This is a genomic window from Nocardia sp. NPDC005825, from assembly GCF_040630175.1.
Classification (GTDB): Bacteria; Actinomycetota; Actinomycetes; order Mycobacteriales; family Mycobacteriaceae; genus Nocardia.
Map to the genome: position 1 here is coordinate 191249 of NZ_JBEXXC010000012.1, position 18939 is coordinate 210187.

The 18939-nt window shown below is 71.0% G+C and carries 17 protein-coding genes; 11 read left to right on the plus strand and 6 right to left on the minus strand.

Annotation, left to right across the window (positions count from 1 at the left end; genetic code table 11):
- Positions 1-27 precede the first annotated feature (27 nt).
- Positions 28-249: a hypothetical protein gene (locus tag ABZ382_RS28760; protein ID WP_357095140.1), complete on the minus strand. Its 222-nt coding sequence runs from the start codon at positions 247-249 to the stop codon at positions 28-30.
- Between the two features lie 87 nt (positions 250-336).
- On the opposite strand from ABZ382_RS28760, the gene ABZ382_RS28765 reads away from it, so the two are divergent.
- Together ABZ382_RS28765 and ilvA are read left to right on the plus strand one after the other, a co-directional pair.
- Positions 337-774 (plus strand): nitroreductase family deazaflavin-dependent oxidoreductase, encoded by a 438-nt coding sequence (locus ABZ382_RS28765; protein ID WP_357095143.1) that lies wholly within the window; start codon positions 337-339, stop codon positions 772-774.
- 81 nt (positions 775-855) lie between these two features.
- A complete protein-coding gene (ilvA, locus tag ABZ382_RS28770) occupies positions 856-2211 on the plus strand; it encodes a threonine ammonia-lyase IlvA (RefSeq protein ID WP_357095145.1) in 1356 nt (451 codons plus the stop codon).
- Positions 2212-2277: 66 nt separating this feature from the next.
- Here the strand turns inward: ilvA and ABZ382_RS28775 are convergent, their stop codons facing one another.
- Positions 2278-2583 carry a helix-turn-helix domain-containing protein gene (locus tag ABZ382_RS28775; RefSeq protein ID WP_357095148.1) on the minus strand — a complete coding sequence of 102 codons (306 nt, stop codon included), beginning with the start codon at positions 2581-2583 and terminating at the stop codon, positions 2278-2280.
- Positions 2584-2773: 190 nt separating this feature from the next.
- On the opposite strand from ABZ382_RS28775, the gene ABZ382_RS28780 reads away from it, so the two are divergent.
- On the plus strand, positions 2774-3958 hold the full coding sequence (locus ABZ382_RS28780) for a DUF2235 domain-containing protein (RefSeq protein ID WP_357095150.1): 1185 nt from the start codon (positions 2774-2776) through the stop codon (positions 3956-3958).
- Between the two features lie 74 nt (positions 3959-4032).
- On the plus strand, positions 4033-5703 hold the full coding sequence (locus ABZ382_RS28785) for a serine/threonine-protein kinase (RefSeq protein ID WP_357095152.1): 1671 nt from the start codon (positions 4033-4035) through the stop codon (positions 5701-5703).
- Between the two features lie 12 nt (positions 5704-5715).
- Here ABZ382_RS28785 and treY read toward each other — a convergent pair whose 3' ends face one another.
- Together treY and glgX are read right to left on the minus strand one after the other, a co-directional pair.
- Positions 5716-8079: a malto-oligosyltrehalose synthase gene (gene treY / locus ABZ382_RS28790; protein WP_357095279.1), complete on the minus strand. Its 2364-nt coding sequence runs from the start codon at positions 8077-8079 to the stop codon at positions 5716-5718.
- A 56-nt stretch (positions 8080-8135) separates the two neighbouring features.
- Positions 8136-10247, minus strand: coding sequence for a glycogen debranching protein GlgX (gene glgX / locus ABZ382_RS28795; protein ID WP_357095155.1), 2112 nt, complete (start codon positions 10245-10247; stop codon positions 8136-8138).
- 155 nt (positions 10248-10402) lie between these two features.
- Between glgX and ABZ382_RS28800 the strand changes: the two genes are divergently transcribed.
- Positions 10403-11701 carry an adenosylmethionine--8-amino-7-oxononanoate transaminase gene (locus ABZ382_RS28800; protein ID WP_357095157.1) on the plus strand — a complete coding sequence of 433 codons (1299 nt, stop codon included), beginning with the start codon at positions 10403-10405 and terminating at the stop codon, positions 11699-11701.
- Positions 11702-11730: 29 nt separating this feature from the next.
- Here ABZ382_RS28800 and ABZ382_RS28805 read toward each other — a convergent pair whose 3' ends face one another.
- Complete coding sequence (locus ABZ382_RS28805; protein ID WP_357095160.1) at positions 11731-12024, minus strand: hypothetical protein; 294 nt, start codon at positions 12022-12024, stop codon at positions 11731-11733.
- A gap of 105 nt (positions 12025-12129) precedes the next feature.
- On the opposite strand from ABZ382_RS28805, the gene ABZ382_RS28810 reads away from it, so the two are divergent.
- The 6 genes from ABZ382_RS28810 to ABZ382_RS28835 all read left to right on the plus strand — a co-directional run bounded on the left by ABZ382_RS28810 (position 12130) and on the right by ABZ382_RS28835 (position 17787).
- Positions 12130-13284: an 8-amino-7-oxononanoate synthase gene (locus ABZ382_RS28810; RefSeq protein ID WP_357095162.1), complete on the plus strand. Its 1155-nt coding sequence runs from the start codon at positions 12130-12132 to the stop codon at positions 13282-13284.
- Positions 13281-13970 carry a dethiobiotin synthase gene (bioD, locus tag ABZ382_RS28815; protein ID WP_357095165.1) on the plus strand — a complete coding sequence of 230 codons (690 nt, stop codon included), beginning with the start codon at positions 13281-13283 and terminating at the stop codon, positions 13968-13970. The genes ABZ382_RS28810 and bioD overlap by 4 nt, the downstream gene beginning before the upstream one ends.
- 81 nt (positions 13971-14051) lie before the next feature.
- Entirely contained in the window at positions 14052-14741 is a 690-nt protein-coding gene (locus ABZ382_RS28820) for a response regulator transcription factor (RefSeq protein ID WP_357095167.1), read from the plus strand.
- Positions 14738-16039, plus strand: a complete 1302-nt coding sequence (locus ABZ382_RS28825) for a HAMP domain-containing sensor histidine kinase (protein ID WP_357095169.1) — start codon at positions 14738-14740, stop codon at positions 16037-16039. The genes ABZ382_RS28820 and ABZ382_RS28825 overlap by 4 nt, the downstream gene beginning before the upstream one ends.
- Before the next feature lie 31 nt (positions 16040-16070).
- A complete protein-coding gene (locus ABZ382_RS28830) occupies positions 16071-16538 on the plus strand; it encodes an SRPBCC domain-containing protein (protein WP_357095172.1) in 468 nt (155 codons plus the stop codon).
- A gap of 97 nt (positions 16539-16635) precedes the next feature.
- Entirely contained in the window at positions 16636-17787 is a 1152-nt protein-coding gene (locus ABZ382_RS28835; RefSeq protein ID WP_357095174.1) for an alpha/beta hydrolase, read from the plus strand.
- Positions 17788-17841: 54 nt separating this feature from the next.
- On the opposite strand, the gene ABZ382_RS28840 is transcribed toward ABZ382_RS28835, so the two are convergent.
- A complete protein-coding gene (locus ABZ382_RS28840; protein WP_357095282.1) occupies positions 17842-18843 on the minus strand; it encodes an ABC transporter substrate-binding protein in 1002 nt (333 codons plus the stop codon).
- Positions 18844-18939 lie beyond the last annotated feature (96 nt).

The window sequence follows — 18939 nt, forward strand, 5'->3', positions numbered from 1 at the left end:
CGCGTCAGCGAGGGACACACGAGATTGTCAGCGGCGGACGGAACCGGCGATCCAGCGCAGGGCCGCGATCACGGCCGCGCCGAGCACCGCGGCCTGTGCGGACCCGGTGATCAGGGCGAGGGCCAGGGCGACCACCACGCCGGCGAACAAGGCTTCGAGCTTGTAGACCGGCCACGCCGTCCCGGCGATGTCCACGGCGGCGACGCGCGCGACCGCGCGTTCGGTGTCCGTAGGGTGAACCACTGCCATATGGTCAGGGTAGACGTCGAACCAAAGTTCGGGCAACCGAAACTTTCTGTCGGGAACAACACACGAGTCCGGGCCGTTGCTGGTCGTATGCCACTTCACGGAGAGTACGAACCCAGCACGTCCGATTGGGCACGCGAGCAGGCCGAGAAGTACGAGAACTCCGGAGGCGCCACGGGCACCACCCTGCAGGGTGTGCCGGTCATCCTGCTGACCACCCGCGGCAACAAGTCCGGCAAGCTGCGCAAGACCCCGCTCATGCGCGTCGAGCACGACGGCGAGTACGCGGTGGTCGCCTCGCTGGGCGGCGCGCCCAAGCATCCGGTCTGGTACTGGAACATCAAGGCCGACCCGCACGTGGAACTGCGCGACCGCGACGTGGTCAAGGACTACGACGCGCGCGAGGTCACCGGCGACGAGAAGGCGGTGTGGTGGAAGCGGGCCGCCGAGGTCTGGCCCGATTACGACGCCTATCAGAAGAAGACGGACCGCGAGATCCCGCTGTTCGTCCTCACCCCGCGCGCCTGACACGCCGTCCCGATCCCGGAGGCGGCCCCCGAAATGGGCGCTGCCTCCACCGGGTCGCATGCGCCCGGCTAGCATGTTCGGATGTCTGATCCGCTTGCTGTAGCAGAGAAAGTGTCCGGTCCGCTGCCCGAATTGACGGCGGACGAGATCGACGCGGCTGCCAAGCGAATTTCGAACATTATCGAGCCGACGCCGCTGCAGCGGATTCCGCGGCTGTCGGCGCTGACCGGCGCGGAGGTCTACCTCAAGCGTGAGGACCTCACCGCCGTCCGGTCCTACAAGCTGCGCGGCGCCTACAACCTGATGGCGCAGCTCACCGACGACGAGAAGGCCGCCGGCGTGGTCACCGCCAGCGCCGGAAACCACGCGCAGGGCGTGGCTTTCGCGTGCAAGGCGATGGGCGTGCGCGGACGCATCTACGTGCCGCGCACCACCCCGAAGCAGAAGCGCGACCGGATCCGAGTGCACGGCGCGGAATTCGTGGAACTCATCGCGGTCGGCGACACCTACGACGCGGCCGCCGCGGCCGCCGCCGACGATGTGACCCGCACCGGGGCCACCATGGTCCCGCCCTTCGACGATCCGCGCACCGCGGCCGGGCAGGGCACCATCGCCGCCGAATTCCTCGAACAGCTCGGCCGCGCACCGGATCTGGTGATCGTGCCGGTGGGTGGCGGCGGCTGCCTGGCCGGGGTCGGCACCTATCTGCGCGAGCGGTCGCCGCAGACCGCGATCCTGGGTGTGGAGCCCACGGGCGCGGCGTCCATGACCGCCGCGCTGGTGGCGGGCGGCCCGGTCACGCTGCCCGAGATCGATCCGTTCGTGGACGGCGCGGCCGTGCGCCGGATCGGCGCGGTGCCCTACACCGCGGTGTCGCGCTTCGGCGGCCTGGTCCGTTCACACGCCTCGCTGCCTTTACTGACCAGCACCGAAACCGAGTCCGGCGCGGGCACTTTCCGCATGATGCACGTGGACGAGGGCGCGATCTGCACGGCCATGCTGGAGCTGTACCAGAACGAGGGCGTGGTGGCCGAGCCGGCGGGCGCGCTGTCGGTGGCGGCGCTGCGCGAGATCGACGTGGCGCCGGGCTCGACGGTGGTGTGCCTGCTGTCGGGCGGCAACAACGACATCTCCCGCTACGGCGAGGTGATCGAGCGCTCGCTGGTGCATCAGGGCCTGAAACACTATTTCCTGGTGGACTTCCCGCAGGAGCCCGGTGCGCTGCGCCGCTTCCTCGACGAGGTGCTCGGGCCCGACGACGACATCACCCTGTTCGAGTACGTCAAGCGCAACAACCGGGAGACCGGGGCCGCGCTGGTCGGTATCGAACTGGGCAGCCCGGACTGCCTGGAGCCGCTGATCGCGCGGCTGGAGGCCTCGCCGATCCAGGGCCAGCGGCTGGACCCGAACTCGCCGGCGTACCGGTACCTGACCTGATCCGGTGACCCGTGTGATCCGACCCCTCGTTCGGATCACACGGGACCGTTTGCCCCCGTGGGGTTCTCAGGCGTGCAGCAGGTAACCCGCTGCCGAGCCGTGGATGATGCGCGGATCGCCCAGTTTGCGGTTCAGCTTCGTGATCACCTCGCCCACGCCGGTCCCGGCGCCGGATTCGCCACAGGCGGTGGCGATGTCGGCCGGGCTGACCAGGGTGCCCGCACGCTCGGCGAGCAGTTCCAGCGCGCAGAACTCGCGCATCGTCATGCTCAGCAGCACGCCGTGGCGGCGGACGCGGCGCCGCAGGCGATCGACCACCAGGTCCCCGATGGTGAGCGGAGGCGTCGGCTGTGACCGCGGCGGTGGGGACATGGGCTCACGGTGCCACGCCGATCGTGAACGATTCATGACCGATCGCGCGCCGCACCCGGGCGTGTTAACGGCGCTGGTGCGGGTACTTGTGGGGGCACGCGCGGGGTTAACGGGCGCGCGGCGGGGCCGCGATTATTCGAGTAGTTCGCTACGCGGGAAACCGGACGGTCAGAACGGGAGGCTGGCGTTCATGAAACGACTCGTGGTGTGTTGCGACGGCACGTGGCAGGCCGAATCGAGCTCGGCGGTGTCCAATATCGTGAAGATCGCCGAGACGGTCCGGCTGACCGGGACGGATGCGGACGGGAACCGCGTCGGCCAGCGCATCAACTATGTCCCCGGCCCGGGCTCCCGCGGCTTCATGTCCGACAAGCTCATGGGCGGCGCCTTCGGGCTGGGCCTGGAAGCCAACCTGTCGGCCGCCTATTGGCAGCTGGCCCTGAACTGGGAACCCGGCGACGAGATCTACATCTTCGGCTTCAGTCGCGGCGCGTACACCGCCCGCAGCCTGGCCGGGATGATCAACCGGCTCGGCATCCTGACCTACCAGGCCATGATCGGCGGCCAGTACCCCAAGGCCTTGAAGATCTACCGGACGCGCAAGCAGCATGCCGACGATCCGGACCCGCCCGAATGGGCGGAGTTCCGCGCCCGGAACTCCCACCCCGAGGCCCCGACCATCAACTTCCTGGGCGTCTTCGACACGGTGGGTGCGATGGGCGTCCCCGGCATCACCGCGCGCCTGCACCGCTTCCACGATGTGCGGCTCTCACGCATCGTGTTGTGCGCGCGGCAGGCGCTGGCCATCGACGAGCGTCGGCGCGCCTTCTCACCCTGTCTGTGGGAGGTCCCCGACGATCAGCGCGAGCTCTACGCCGACCGGCCCGACCGGGTGAAGCAGGTCTGGTTCGAGGGCGTGCACTGCGATATCGGCGGCGGCTACGCCGACTGCGGCCTGTCCGACATCACGCTGCGCTGGATGATCGCCGAAGCCGAGGCCGAGGGCCTGGACTTCGACCACGATCGACTCGACGACCTGTTGCGCGACTGCCCGTTCGACGCCCCGCACCTGCACGACTCGCTGAGCCCGGGCTTCCGGATCCTCAATGTCGCCCGCATGGCCACCACCTGGCGCAGCCCGCGCTTCTACTGGGACTCGTGGCGCAAACTGCTGCAGCCCGGCGACCAGGACAGCTTCCTGGCCTCCACCGTCGAGGAGCGAAAAGGCTACCGCCCGAACAATATTCGGCGCTGGTGCGAGCACCGACCCGGTCCCGTCCCGCCGGAGTTGATCGAGTCGGTCGACCTGGTTCCGCTGCCCCGGCATCCGGTGAGCATCGACGAGGGGAGCGGGTCGGCGGAATCCGCGGCTTGATAATGGGCTGCCGGACCGGCGTGACGGCGCTATCCTCCTCGAATCGGCGGGCTCCGGGAGGAGGTGCGCGGACGGTGGACGCAACCGAGCTGGCCGCGGGGTCGGTCTTCGCCGGATACGTCATCGAGCGCCGGCTCGGCGCGGGCGGGATGGGCACGGTCTACCTGGCCCGGCACCGGGCGCTGGACATGCCCGTCGCGCTGAAACTGCTCACCCCCATGAAGACCGGCACCGCGGGCACCGCCCAGTTCCGCCGCGAGGCGCAGCTGGTGGCCAATCTGCAACACCCGAACATCGTGGACGTCAAGGACTTCGGCGACGCGGACGGCACGCTCTGGATGGCCATGCAGTACGTTCCCGGCGGCGACCTGGCCGACCTCATCGAGGCCAACCCGTACGGCATCGACCCCGACCGCGCGGTCCGCATGGTCGTCGACGTCGCCGCCGCCCTCGACTACGCGCACGCCCACCAGGTCATCCACCGGGACGTCAAGCCCGCCAATATCTTCCGCACCACCGGCACCGCGGGCGCGGACTGGGTCCTGATCGGCGACTTCGGCATCGCCCGCAGCCTCGCCACCGAGGAGACCCGGACCGCCACCGGCCGCTGGGCCTTCTCCCAGCCCTACGCCCCACCCGAGCAGTGCGCGGGCCGCACCGTCGGCCCGCCCGCCGACGTCCACGCCCTGGCCGTCACCCTCTACCAGCTCACCACCGGCCACCTCCCGCGCGAGATCCCGATCCCCGCAACGGATCCGAGCCTCCCCGGCCTGCTCGGCGTGGTGCTCGCCAAGGCCACCGCCTGGCAACCGGCCGACCGCTACCCCGGCTGCGGCGACTTCGCCGCCGCGGCGAAAGCCGCCCTACGCCTGCGCAATACCGACCGGCCACCCCTGGCGTTCGCCCCGGACGCCCCCGACCGCGCGGACGTACTCGACACCGCCCCTACCGAATCGAGCTCGGACCGCCTCGAATCGACGCCGGCGCAGCTCGACGACGCCGACATCGCTCGCCTGCTGGCCGCGGATTCGGCGGAGACCGTGGACGCCGGTACCGGCCCGAATGCCGATAGGCCACAGGGCGAGAACGGCACCGGGTCCCCGGGCGAGGACACCGCCCTACCGACGGATCTCGCAACGGACGATGCCACCCGCACCCGCGTGCGCGACCCGGCCGACGAGGATCCGGACGAGCCCTGGGGCGGCGATGGCGAGACGGCGAACCCCGAAGCGAGCGCGCTCGGGTACCGTTCGCGCCGATCGGCCTGGTGGCGCATCGCCGCCACCGCAGTGGTCGGCGCGGTGGCGGGCGCCGCGGTGATCGCCGGTGTGCTGGGCTGGGATTCGGACTCGGCCCGCCCCGAACCCACCGCGCCCTCCGCCCCCATCACCGCCCGCTGCCAGTACACGGCCACCGTGCCCCAGACCCCCGACCGCCCCGTCATCGTCCCCGCGACCGCGGACGGTGGCCGCCGCTGCGTGCTCTCCACCAAGGACGCCGCCCAGGGCCCGCTGGCCGGCGTCACGACTCTGCAAGCCGCCCTGCGCGTCTGCTATCGAGCCGAAATCAACGACCCCGACGGCATTTACGGTCCCGACACCAAGCGTGCCGTCCTCGCCGCCCAGGACCGCCACACCGTCACCAAGGACGGCGTCTTCGGTCCCCAAACCTCCGCCGCCATGATCTGGCCCACCACCGCTAGCGACGGCACCCCCCAACCACCCTGCCGCACAGTCGGTATCTGAGCGCGGCGGGTGTCAGCGCACCAGCAGGGCGACCGGGAGGCGGGCGAAGAGTTTCTCGAGGCGGGCGCGGCCGGAGAAGGTGTGGCCGGTGAGGCGGTCGGTCCAGTGGCCCTGGGGGAGGTCGAGGACCGTGTCGGCCCAGCCGCCGGCCTCGTCGAGGCGGATGCTGTGGCGGGTGACGGCGACGATGATCTCGGGGGTTTCGCCGGTGCGGCCGCGGGCGTAGGAGAGCAGGTGGTGGTCGCGGTCGCCGGAGGCGAAGAGGGGGGTGTAGGTGCCGCCGACGAAGCAGTCGGGGCGTTCGCGGCGCAGCCACAGCGCGTAGGCGGCGATCCACATCTTGACCGCGCCGGTGGGGTCGAGATCGGGGGTGCCGGTGAGGGATTGGAGCAGCAGGGAGCGGTGGGTGAAGTCGACCGGGCGGCGGTTGTCGGGGTCGACGAGGGAGTCCTCCCACAGTTCGCAGCCCTGGTAGATGTCGGGGATGCCGGGGCCGCACAGCTGCAGCAGCTTCTGGGCCAGGGAGTCGGTCCAGGCGTGGATGGCGAGATCGTTGACGAATTCCCCGAGTTCCGCGCCGACCGGTCCGTCGATGACGGCGTCGATCCAGCGGTGCACCGCCGTCTCGAACTCGATATCGGGTTCCTCCCACGAGGATCGGGTGCCCGCCTCGCGGACCGCCTTCTCCGCGAACTGGTGCAGCCGTTCCCGCAGCCCGGTCACGCTCGCGGCGGGCCGCCCGTCGGCGGGCCACACGCCGAACATGTTCTGCAGCAGGAACAGCGTGGTCGCACCGTCGGGGCCGGGCGCGATCTCCTCCCAGGTGCTGACCGAGCGCGCCCAGATGTCGGGCACCTGCGACAGCATGCCGATGCGGGCGCGCACGTCCTCCCCGCGCTTGGTGTCGTGGGTGGACAGGGCGGTCATGGTCGCGGGCCAGCGGGCCGCGCGTTCGGCGTTGGCGAGATGGAATTCGATGGGGGAGCAGCCGAACCGGGCCGGGTCGGCGCCCATCTCCTGCAGCGACACCAGCCGGGCGGCGCGGTAGAACATGGTGTCCTCCACCGCTTTCGCGCTCATCGCCCCGCCCACCTGGTGGAAACGGGTGGCGGCCTCGCCGCCCACGGCGAGCGCGGTCACCAGCACCTGCAGCGGCGCGGTGAGTTCGGCATTGCGGCGCGTCACCTCCGCGACCACCGCGCCGACCATCCCGGCCAGCGGCGCGTAGTCGGTGCGGTACACCGGCATGAACGACAGCACCTCGATGGCGGCGTTGGTGAGCGCCATGGTGTCGAACACGTCGGCGCGGGCGTCGCGTTTGACCGCCGCCACCAGCCGCCGCACCTCCGGCACCAGCATGGTCTCGGCGACGGCGCGGCGAATCCGGTGCTCCTGCTCGGTGAACCAGGCCCGGTCGCTGCCGTGCCCGGTGAACTGCCGCGACAGGTCGGTGAGCTGCTTCTCGCCGTCCGGGTCGATGAGCACCCCGCCGATGTCGGCGAGCGCGTCGTAGCCGGTGGTGCCGTCGATGGGCAGGGTGGCGTCGAGGGGCTCACGGTTGGAGAGCACCTTCTCCACCAGCAGCAGCCGCTGCGGCCCGATCAGCCGCCGCAATCGCCGCAGGTACTGCGCGGGTTCGGCCAGCCCGTCGGGATGATCCACGCGCACACCGTCGATCAGGTCGTGCTCGCACCAGGCGGCCAGTTCGCGGTGGGTGGCCTCGAAGACCGCCGGGTCCTCCTGGCGCAGCGCGGCCAGCCCGCCGACGGTGAAGTAGCGCCGGTACCCGCACAGCCCGGATTTCCAGTTGACCAGCCGATAGTGCTGTTTGTCGTGGATGCGCAGCGCGTTCTCGCCGTCGGTGCCCGGCGCGATGGGGAAGCGCATATCGTGCAGCGCCAGCATGGGTTCGGGCCCGGACCGGTCCACGGTCAGCGCGGCCGGATCGTTCTCCCCGGCCAGCACCGGCAGCGCGATCCGCCCGCCCGCGCCGTTGCCGGAGGTCCAGTCGATGTCGAACCAGGTGGCGTAGGGGGAGTCCCGGCCGTCCCGCAGCACCTCCCACCACCACTGGTTCTGCCGCGGATCGGCCACCGACACGTGGTTGGGCACCAGGTCGATGATGAGTCCCATACCGCGGCTGCGCACCTCGTCGGCGAGTGCCTTGAGCCCGGTCGGCCCGCCCAGCCCCGCCGACACCGTGGTCGGGTCGGTGACGTCGTAGCCGTGGGCGGAGCCGCGGGCCGCGCTCATGACGGGCGACAGGTACAGGTGTGAAATGCCCAGCTGTTGCAGGTATTCGGCGATACCGCGCGCGTCGGCGAAGGTGAGCGCGTCGGGCCGCAGCTGCAGGCGGTAGGTGCTGCGCACGGGCATCTGGCGGGCGATGGGGCCGGTGGTGTGTTCGGGCGAGCTGGTCATGTCGCTACCGATCATGCCGTACGGCGCAGGACGACGAGACAGCGTGCGGGCACTTGCACCGTGGCCGACGCGCCGTGCGGGTCGCTGCCTGCCGGTTCGCCGGTCGGGGTGGAGCAGTCCAGCGCCACCGTCCAGGCCTGGCCGTGCCGGGCATCGGGCAGGGTGAAGTCGAGGGCCTCGTCGTGGGCGTTGAAGCACAGCAGGAACGAGTCGTCGGTGACGCGCTGCCCGCGCGGGCCCGGTTCGCCGATGCCGTCGCCGTTGAGGAACACCGCGAGCGAGCGCGCGAAACCGGTCTCCCAGTGGGCGTCGGTCATGGCCGCGCCGCCGGGGGTGAACCAGGCGATGTCACCGAGCCCGTCCGGCGCGGGCGCGGGATCGAAGAAGCGCCGCCGCCGGAACACCGGGTGCGCGGCGCGCAGCGCGACGGTGCGCCTGGTGAATTCGAGCAGCTCGGCCTCGGTGTCCATGCGGGTCCAGTCCATCCACGACAGCGGTGAATCCTGACAGTAGACATTGTTGTTGCCGTGCTGGGTGCGGCCGAACTCGTCGCCGTGCAACAACATCGGGGTGCCCTGCGAGAGCATCAGGGTGGCGAGCAGATTGCGGCGCTGCCGGGCCCGCAGGGCCAGGATCTCCGGGTCGTCGGTGGGGCCTTCGACGCCGCAGTTCCAGGAGCGATTGTAGGTTTCGCCGTCCTGGTTGCCCTCGCCGTTGGCGGCATTGTGTTTCTCGTTGTAGGACACCAGGTCCGTGAGGGTGAAGCCGTCGTGCGCGGTGACGAAGTTGATGCTCGCGCTGGGGCGGCGGCCGGTGGCCTCGTACAGGTCCGAGGAGCCGGTGAGCCGGGATGCGAACTCGCCCAGGGTGGCCGGTTGTCCGCGCCAGTAATCCCGCACGGTGTCACGGTATTTGCCGTTCCATTCGGTCCACGCGACGGGGAAGTTGCCGACCTGGTAGCCGCCCTCCCCGACATCCCAGGGTTCGGCGATCAGCTTGACCTGACTCACCACCGGATCCTGATGCACCAGGTCGAAGAAGGTGGAAAGCCGGTCCACGTCGTGCAATTCGCGCGCCAGGGTGGCGGCCAGGTCGAAACGGAAGCCGTCCACGTGCATGTCGAGCACCCAGTACCGCAGCGAATCCATGATCAGCTGCAACGCGTGCGGATGCCGCATGTTGAAGCTGTTGCCGGTGCCGGTGTAGTCCATGTAGTGCTGCGGATCACCGTCCACCAGACGGTAGTACGCGGCATTGTCGAGGCCGCGGAAACTGAGGGTCGGCCCGAACTCGTTGCCCTCGGCGGTGTGGTTGTAGACCACGTCGAGGATCACCTCGATGCCCGCGGCGTGGAAGGCGCGCACCATGGCCTTGAATTCGAGGACCGCGGCGGCGGGGGAGGCGCCCGCGGCGTAGCTCCGGTGCGGTGCGAAGTAGCCGAAACTGTTGTAGCCCCAGTAGTTCCGCAGGCCCCGGTCCAGCAGGATGCGGTCGTCGAGGAACTGGTGGACCGGCATGAGTTCCACGGCGGTGACGCCGAGCCCACGCAGGTGGTCGATGATCGCGGGATGCGCCATGCCCGCGAAGGTGCCGCGCAGCTCCGGCGGCACCTCGGGGTGGGTGACGGTCATGCCCTTCACGTGCGCCTCGTAGATGACCGTCTCGTGGTACGGCCGTTTCGGCGCGCGGTCGTCGGCCCAGTCGAACCAGGGGTTGATCACCACTCCGGTCATGGTGTGCCCGAGCGAGTTCTGCCCGTAGTTGTAGGGCGCGACGGCGGTGCCGAAGTCGCCCTCGAACGCCTTGCCGTACGGGTCGAGCAGCAGTTTGCTCGGATCGCAGCGCAGGCCCTCGGCCGGGTCGAAGGGGCCGTGCACCCGGAATCCGTAGCGCTGCCCGGGGCCGATCCCGGGCAGGTAGGCGTGCCAGACGTACCCGTCGATCTCCTCGAGCTCGATCCGGGTCTCCCGGTGCTCGGCGTCGATGAGACACAGCTCCACCCGTCGGGCCACCTCGGAGAAGACCGAGAAGTTCGTCCCGGCGCCGTCGTAGGTCGCGCCCAGGGGGTAGGCGGTCCCGGGCCAGACACCGAGCCCGGTGGTGCCGGGAGTCGCGGGAGCCATACCCGGAACCCTATCGGCCGGGGTCGGCCGCCGATCGCCGTGCCCGCCGCCAGGTCCGGCCGAGGGACGAGCAGGTCCCCCTGCGCGCTTGCCGGGTCGCGTGGCGGTTCTGGTAACTTGAACGCCGTTCAAGCCCGCTCCTCGAAGGACCACCTGTGGCATTGACCGACCCCCTGACGGCATCGGCCGCGCTGTCGCCCGCCGAGATCGCCGCCCTCGACGCCGCCCACGTGTGGCATCCCTACGGCGGCTTCCCGGCCGGCACCGAACCCCTGGTGGTGGCCTCGGCCTCGGGCACCCGGCTCACCCTGGCCGACGGCCGGGAACTGGTGGACGGCATGAGTTCCTGGTGGGCGGCCGTGCACGGGTATCAGCACCCGGTGCTGGACGCGGCGCTGCTGGCGCAGTCGCGCAAGATGAGTCACGTCATGTTCGGCGGGCTCACCCACGAACCCGCCGTGCGGTTGTCGCGGCTACTGGTCGAGCTCACCCCCGAGGGCCTGGACAAGGTGTTCCTCTGCGACTCCGGTTCGGTGTCGGTCGAGGTCGCGGTGAAGATGTGCCTGCAGTACCAGCGCGCGCTGGGCCGGCCCGGCAAGCACCGGCTGATGACCTGGCGCGGCGGCTACCACGGCGACACGTTCACCCCCATGAGCGTGTGCGACCCCGAGGGCGGCATGCACTCGCTGTGGTCGGACGTACTGGTCCCGCAGATCTTCGCGAGCGCGCCCCCCGCGGACTTCCGGCCGGAGTACGTCGCCGAACTGGAACGGACCATCGCCGAGCACGCCCACGAATTGGCCGCCGTCATCGTGGAACCCGTGGTGCAGGGCGCGGGCGGCATGCGCTTCCACGACCCGCGCTACCTGACCGAACTGCGCCGCCTCTGCGACGAGCACGACGTCCTGCTGGTCTTCGACGAGATCGCTACCGGATTCGGCCGCACCGGAACCCTTTTCGCCGCCGACCAGGCCGGCGTCCGCCCCGACGTGATGTGCGTCGGCAAGGCCATCACCGGCGGCTACCTGACCCTGGCCGCCGCCCTGACCACCGCGGAGATCGCCGAGACCATCAGCCGCTCGCACGGTGGTCTCATGCACGGTCCGACCTTCATGGGCAACCCCCTCGCCTGCGCGGTGGCGGTCGCCTCGATCGAACTGCTGCTCTCGCGCGACTGGCAGGGCGAGGTCACCCGGATCGAGGCCGAGCTGAACTCCGGTCTGGCCCCGGCGCGGGACCTGCCCGGCGTCGCCGACGTGCGGGTGCGCGGTGCCATCGGGGTGATCGAGCTCGACCACCCGGTGGACATGCGCGCGGCGACGCACGCCGCCGTCGACGCGGGAGCCTGGCTGCGGCCTTTCCGCAACCTGGTCTATGCCATGCCCCCGTTCATCAGCACCTCGGAGGACGTCCGCCGGATCACCGCCGCCATGCTCGCGGCTGCCGCGGCCTGATCCTGGACTACCGCCGGGATGCCGAATTCCTAGCGGTTGGCCCGTTTCTCGCGTGCTTTGTCTGCATTGTCGCTGTCTGACAGGACTTCCCAGACCTTGAACACGCAGTGATAGTCATCGGACCAGCCACGTGCGATCAGCATGAAGGTGTCGCCGTCGCGCAGAATCGTGCGGCGGCTGATCAACTTCGGATGATCGGGAATGAATTTCGAGACGAGGTCAGGGACCTTCGCGAGCGCTTGTTCGCGGGTTCCCACCACCTCGGTGAGGATCTTCGGACTCCAGGTCTTGGAGTCGCCGAAGCCGGTCGTCTGCTCGACCACTATTGCCCATCGTGGCATCGCGCAGCCTCCTTACGATCCTCCAGCATAGCGCCGTCCACCGACACCCATGGCCTCCTGAACGGCGTTCAAGTATGCTTCCGAGCTGTGACTGCCGATCCCTTGAGCTGGCTCGACACCCGCGCCGCCGAACGCGTCGACGCGGGGCTGCGCCGTGAACTGCGACCCCGCACCTCCGACGCGGCGAGCATCGACCTGGCCTCCAACGACTACCTCGGGCTCGTCCGCCACCCCGAGGTCGTCGAGGGATCGGTCGCCTCGGTGCGCTACTGGGGCACCGGCTCCACCGGCTCGCGACTGGTCACCGGGACCACCGTCGAACACGAGCAGCTCGAGCGCGAACTCGCCGAATTCGTGGGCGCGGAAGCCGGATTGGTGTTCGCCTCCGGCTACGCCGCCAACCTCGGCGTGGTCACCGCGCTGGCCGGGCGTGGGGCACTGGTGGTTTCGGATGAGGGCAGTCACGCCTCCCTGGTGGACGCCTGCCGCTTGTCCCGGGCGCGGGTGGAGATCGCGGCGCACAAGGATCCCGCCGCCGTGGATCGGCTGCTCTCGCAGCGCACCGAGGAACGCGCGCTGGTGCTCACCGATTCGGTGTTCAGCGCCGACGGCGACCTCGCGCCGCTGACCGAACTGCATCGCGTCACCCGGGCCAACGGCGCGGTCCTCATCGTGGACGAGGCGCACGGACTGGGCGTGCGCGGCGACGGCGGCCGCGGCCTGGTGCACGAGTGCGGGCTGGCCGGGGAACCCGACCTGATCATCACCGCGACCCTCTCCAAAGCCTTTGCCGCGCAGGGCGGTGTGGTGCTGGCCAGTGAGCGGGTGCGCGCGCATCTGATCGACGCGGCCCGCACCTTCATCTTCGACACCGGCCTGGCTCCGGCCGCCGTCGGCGCGGCCCGCGCGGCGCTGGGGCTGCTGCGCCGCGAGCCCGAGATGGCCCAGCGGGTGCTCGACCGCGCCGCCGACCTGGCCCGCATCGCCGGCGTCGGGCACCCGGAGTCCGCGGTCGTCTCCGTCGTGCTCGGCGAGGCGCAGGTCGCCTACGACGCCGCCCAGGCCTGCCGGGCGCGCGGCCTCAGCGTCGGCTGCTTCCGGCCGCCGTCGGTGCCCGAGGGCACCTCGCGCCTGCGCTTGACCGCGCGCGCCGATCTCACCGAGGCCGAATTGGCCACCATCGCCACCGTTCTCGGCGAGGTGCTGGCCGAAGCCCGTGGGCGGGAGGTCGTTTCGGTATGACCGCGAACCTGCTGTTCATCACCGGCACCTCGACCGATGTCGGCAAGACCATCGTGACCGCCGCGCTGGCGGCGACCGCCCGCGCCGCCGGAACCGAGGTCGCGGTGGTCAAGCCCGCGCAGACCGGCATGGCCCCCGGCGAGCCCGGCGACCTGGCCGACATCACCCGGCTCAGCGGCGTGACCCGCACCCTCGAATTCGCCCGCTACCCCGACCCGCTGGCCCCCGACACCGCCGCGCGCCGCTGCGGTCAGCCGCTGCTCACCCTGGCCGAGACGGTCGCCGGGATCGAGTCCTGCGCCGACGCCGACCTGATCCTGGTCGAGGGCGCGGGCGGGCTGCTGGTGCGCATGGGCGAGTTCACCCTGCTGGACCTGGCCCAGAAGATGAGCGCCCCGGTCCTGCTGGTGGCCGCCGCCGGGCTGGGCACCCTCAATCACAGTGAGCTCACCACCCGCGCGCTGGCCGCGGTCGGTGTCGGCTGCGCGGGCCTGGTCATCGGATCCTGGCCCGCCGCACCCGATCTCGCCTCCGAGTGCAATCGCACCGACCTGCCCGCCGTCACCGGCGTCGACCTGGTCGGTTCGCTGCCCGCGGGTGCCGGGGCCTGGGAGCGGCCCGAGTTCACCGCGGCCGCGCCGGGGTGGTTCGACACGGACTGGGCCGATCGGTATCTGCGGCCCTGACCGGTAGCCGCCCGCCCTAACGAATTCCTCACGGGCGTTCTGCCACGGTGACGGCATGAGCGCGCCGGGAGTCGTGGCCGGATGACCGGTATGGATGCTGTAATGGCGCAGGTGCGGGTACTCGTGGTCGAGGACGACAGCAACCTGGGCGACGAGGTCGCCGCGGGTCTGCGGGCGGCGGGATTCGCGGTGGATCTGGCCCGCGACTACGCCGACGCCGACCTGAAGACCGCCGTCAACAGCTACGACTGCCTGGTCGTCGACCGGGGACTGCCCGACGGGGACGGGCTCGAGCTGGTACGCGCGCAACGCGAGGCCGGGCGGCGCACTCCGGTTGTCGTGCTCACCGCCCGCGACGCGCTCGCCGACCGGCTCGACGGATTCGCGCAGGGCGCGGACGACTACGTCGTGAAGCCCTTCGCCATGGACGAGCTCGCCGCCCGGGTGGGCGCGCTGTGCCGCCGCCGCGAACTGCCCGCGCCGACCCGCACCGTCGTCGGCACCCTGATCGTGGACCGCCCGCGCCGCCGCGTCCACCGCGCGGGCACGCTGCTCACCCTGACGCCCAAGGAGTTCGGCGTGCTCGAACTCCTCGCCGCCCGCGCCGGTTCCGTCGTGACCCGCGCCGAACTCATCGAATGCTGCTGGGACGAAATGGCCGAGCCCGCCTCCAATGTCGTCGATGTCGTCATCGCCCAGCTGCGCCGCAAACTCGGCGCGCCGCCGCTCATCGACACCGTCCGCGGCGCCGGTTTCACCATCGCGCCATGAGTATCCGGCGGCGACTCGCGTCCTGGCGCGGACCGGGAACACCGACCTCACCGGGCCGGTTGCGCCGAACCCGGTGGCTGCTGACCGGGCTGTTCACCGCCTTGACCGCGCTGTGCCTGGTCGTGCTCGCGTCGATCGCCGCCTCCATCGACGCGCACTCCCGCGTACACGACCTCGACGCCGGGGTCGATCGGGTCGTGACCGGGGTGGCGCGGGAGGTGTACTGGAACGAGGACGGCAGCGTCGATCTGGAGACGGTGCGCGGGGACGAGGATCTGGTCGGGGGCGTCGATGCCGTCACCATCCTGGTCCGGCAGCCCGACAACACTTGGCGGGAACTGTTCGTGCACAAGCGCTCCGGGCTGCCCGCCGACCTGACCGGACCGGCGCGGCGGGCCGCCGCCGCCGAGGAGACGCAGTGGCACACCGCCACCGATCGCGACGGGCAGCCGGTGCGGCTCGCGGTGGCTCCCGCCTGGGACAACGACGCCACCGTCGGGGCCGTCGTCGTCGCGGGCGGTGATCCGGAACCCGGCGCCCGCGACCATCGCCGGCTGGTGGTGGCGTTGTGGAGCGGCGGACTCGCCCTGGTGGCGTTGGCGGCGCTGGCCGGGCATCTGCTGTCGGGGGCGAGCATGCGCCCGGCGGTGCGGATGCTCGACGAGCAGGAACGGTTCCTGTCGGAGGCGTCGCACGAGTTGCGCACACCGCTGGCCACCCTGCGCCTCTATCTCGATGCGGCGCTGCGGGATCCGGCCGACGCCCGCCGCGCCGTCACCGACGCGCGCTCGCTCACCGATCGCATGGGCCGCATGGTCGCCGGGCTGCTGGCCCGCACCCGCGCGGAAACCGGTGCGGGCGAACTGGATCGGCAGCGGCTGTTCCTGGATCAACTGGTGGAGGGCGTGGTCGCCGACTGCGGCGGCGAGATCGGACTGAGCACCGAACCCACCGCGGTGTGGGCAGACCCGGAGCTGCTGGCCCTGGCCGTGCGCAATCTCGTCGACAACGCGCTGGTGCACGGCGGCCCGCCCGTGCTGGTCCGGGTCGCCGCGGGGCAGGTGACCGTGCGCGATCACGGGCGCGGGCTCGATCCCGCGCTCACCGACCCGTTCCGGCGCGGCGCGGTCGGGGCGGGCGGGCGGCACGGCATCGGGCTGTCGCTGGTGCAGTGGGTGGCCGCGGTCCATTCCGGTTCGGTGACACTGGTTCCCGCGCCCGGCGGCGGCACCCTGGCCACCCTCACCCTGCCGGTCGCGCCGGACGACGCGGGTACGGATACACCGGGGCTGTCGTGATCTTGGTCACATCGAGCGTAGGGTGGCGCCCGTGCCTTCCACTCGAGTCGAGAAGTTCGTCGGCGCTCCGCGTCCCAGTGTCTTCCGCGCCCTCCTGGACGCGCATTCGGTCCGGACCTGGATGGTGCCCGACGGAATGACCAGCCGCATCCACGAATTCGATGCCCGCGTCGGCGGGCGGTTCCGCATCTCGCTGACCTACGACCTGCCCACCGAGGCCGGCAAGACGAGCCCGCACACCGACACCTTCCACGGGGTCTTCGCGCACGTCGTCCCCGACCGCGAGGTGGTGCAGACCATCGAATTCGAAACCGACAACCCCGAGCTGACCGGCGAGATGACGGTCACCTACCTGCTCGACGACGCGCCCGGCGGCACCCGCGTCATCGCCCAGCACGACAATCTGCCGCCCGGATTGTCCCCGGAGGACAACGAGGTCGGCTTCCGCACGGCCCTGACCAATCTCGCCGTTCTCGCCGAACGCGCCGAAGGTCACTGACCCGCCGCCGCTTCACGCGCAGGTGAAGTGTGCGATACCAGCAGATGACGCGCAGTACAAGGCTGGATGACGAGCCGGAAATTCGTACAGTAGATTGATGGCCCTGCCGGGTTTCCCGCATCCGTCCGGCGCCGCCGACTACGACGATCGGCGTCGGCGTGCCCGCCTGCGGTCCACCCGGCTCGGCGCGCGCTGGGGCCGCTTCCGGCGGGCCCGGCTGCTGGCCCTGCGACTGGGCCTGGTTCCGCTGGTCGCGCTGGGCGCGTTCGTCGAGTACATCGGCCTGGACGTGCTCCCCGAACAGGATCGGCTGGCCCGCACCGAGCCATCCGTGCTGCCCATCGCCGCGCCCGCGGAACTGCAGGCCACCGACACCGCCGTCTTCGATCTGGTCGGGCTGGGCGTCCTCGACGCCGGGGACACCGCGCGGGCGCTGCCGTCGCTGTCGCGGCTCGGGTCGGTGTGGGCGGTCCGCTACGACAACACCGGTATCGACACCAAGGTGATCGCGGATCTCATCGTGAAGGTCACCGACGCGGCCAAGGTGCCGAACGTGGTGCTGGCCGGGCACAGCATGGGCGGGGTCATCGCGCTCGAGATCGCCAAACACCTGCACGAGGACGGCGACGGCAAACGGGTGCGGGCGGTGATCCTGGACTGCACGCCGGTGGATCTGAACGCGGTGCGGCCCGAGAGCCGCGACCAGGGCGAGGAGATGTTGCGCTGGATGGGCTGGGTGCCCGGGGCGCGGGAGAGCCGCATGCTGCGGCTGGTCGTGGAAGTGTATGCGCGCCATGACCGTTTCGTCGGCGGGCGCTACGTGATCCGCGGCGGCGAGTTCCGGCGCGCGGTCGACGACGTGCTGCGGTCCAAGATCCTCAATACCGACGCCGCCAGCAACGGTCTGATCGAGGCGCAGTTCAAGGCCATCGTGGCGGGCGGCGCGGTGGACGACCTGCGGGCGCTGGCCAAACCCGCGGCGGGCAAACCACGCCCGGCGATCGTGTTCATCCGGCCGCACGACCCGTACGACGATCCGGTGGTGGACGTGGAGTACTCGCACCAGGTGCTCATCGACCGGGTCGGCGGGGTGCGCGGGACCCTGCTGGTGGTGACCACGCGAACCACGGGGCACGCCAATCCGATCGAGCGGCCGCAGGAGTACAACACCGTGATCGAACAACAGGTGGTGCCGTTCGTGCGGCAGCTGTGGCGGGACCAGTCCGGAGCCGCCGCGGTGGGCCACTGAACGGGTCCGCGCCGGTGGGTCGGCGCGGACCGGTCAACGCTCGGCGTGGCCCGCCTAGCGCACCGCGTCGTCGGCGGCGGGGCGAATGCCCGAGGCGGGCACCAGGTTCCAGCGCTCCAGCTGCGCCCGCACCTGTTCGGCGGCGTCGATGTTCAACGGCCCGCTGGTCCACAGCGCGTACGGCAGGTTCAGGAACCGGCCCTGCGTGACCGCCCGCAGATTCTGGATGCCCGGCTTGCCGCGCAGCAGGTCCACCTTCTGCTGGAAGGTCTGCGGCGGATAGTCGACGAACACGATGGCGTCCGGGTCGGCCGCCGCCAGCCGCTCCCACGACACCGCCGTCCAGGTGTCGGCCACATCGGACAGCGCGTTGCGCGCGCCCGCCGCCTCCAGGATCGCCTGCGGCGCACCGTATTGCCCGCTGGAGAAGACGGTGTCGGAGGCGCTGTCGAACAGGAACACCGTCGGCCGCCGCTCCGGCTGCGGCGCGGCCAGCAGCGTGGACAGTCGGCGATCCAGATCCCCGGTGACCCGGGCCGCCTGGTCGGCGCGTCCGGTGATCGCGCCCAGCGCCGTCAGATCCGTGCGCAACGCGGTCCAGGCGTCCACGACACCCCGCTCGCCGCCGGGTCGACGGCAGCTCTCGGTCAGCACGTACGGGGCGACCCCGGCCGCCCGCAACGACTCCGGCGTCAGATTCGCCGACTCCGAGTACCCGTAGTTCCAGCCCGCCACCATCACGTCGGGGCGCTGGGCCAGCACCGTCTCCCGGGAGGGATAGTCCGGGGCAACGGAATTGAGCCGATCCACGCCGTCCCCGTAATGCTTGCGCAGCGTGTCCGCGTCCCGCTTCAGGCTCGACACGGCCGCCGTCTGGTCCTGCGCCCCCAGGGCCAGCACCATGGAGATCAGATTCCCGTCATTGACGAACATGCGTTGCGCGGGCGACGGGAACTGCTGCTCCACACCGCAGTTGCGCACCGCCAGATTCCCGGTCGCCGCCTGGGGCGACCCGCACGCGGTGAGGGCGACGGCGACCGCTGCCACGGCCAGCATCGGCCGCGCCGCGGCGATCGCCGCCGTCCCGCGCCGCGTCCGACTCATGCGGGCGGACCCGGCCGCGGGGGACGTGTCGATCCGGAATGCCGGGAT

Coding starts and splice junctions, on each gene's coding strand:
- ABZ382_RS28840 (WP_357095282.1), bottom strand. CDS start 18,843: ATGCTGGCCGTGGCAGCGGTCGCCGTCGCCCTCACCGCGTGCGGGTCG.
- ABZ382_RS28760 (WP_357095140.1), bottom strand. CDS start 249: ATGGCAGTGGTTCACCCTACGGACACCGAACGCGCGGTCGCGCGCGTC.
- ilvA (WP_357095145.1), top strand. CDS start 856: ATGTCTGATCCGCTTGCTGTAGCAGAGAAAGTGTCCGGTCCGCTGCCC.
- ABZ382_RS28780 (WP_357095150.1), top strand. CDS start 2,774: ATGAAACGACTCGTGGTGTGTTGCGACGGCACGTGGCAGGCCGAATCG.
- treY (WP_357095279.1), bottom strand. CDS start 8,079: ATGCCCGTGCGCAGCACCTACCGCCTGCAGCTGCGGCCCGACGCGCTC.
- ABZ382_RS28775 (WP_357095148.1), bottom strand. CDS start 2,583: ATGTCCCCACCGCCGCGGTCACAGCCGACGCCTCCGCTCACCATCGGG.
- ABZ382_RS28820 (WP_357095167.1), top strand. CDS start 14,052: ATGACCGGTATGGATGCTGTAATGGCGCAGGTGCGGGTACTCGTGGTC.
- ABZ382_RS28765 (WP_357095143.1), top strand. CDS start 337: ATGCCACTTCACGGAGAGTACGAACCCAGCACGTCCGATTGGGCACGC.
- glgX (WP_357095155.1), bottom strand. CDS start 10,247: ATGGCTCCCGCGACTCCCGGCACCACCGGGCTCGGTGTCTGGCCCGGG.
- bioD (WP_357095165.1), top strand. CDS start 13,281: ATGACCGCGAACCTGCTGTTCATCACCGGCACCTCGACCGATGTCGGC.
- ABZ382_RS28835 (WP_357095174.1), top strand. CDS start 16,636: ATGGCCCTGCCGGGTTTCCCGCATCCGTCCGGCGCCGCCGACTACGAC.
- ABZ382_RS28825 (WP_357095169.1), top strand. CDS start 14,738: ATGAGTATCCGGCGGCGACTCGCGTCCTGGCGCGGACCGGGAACACCG.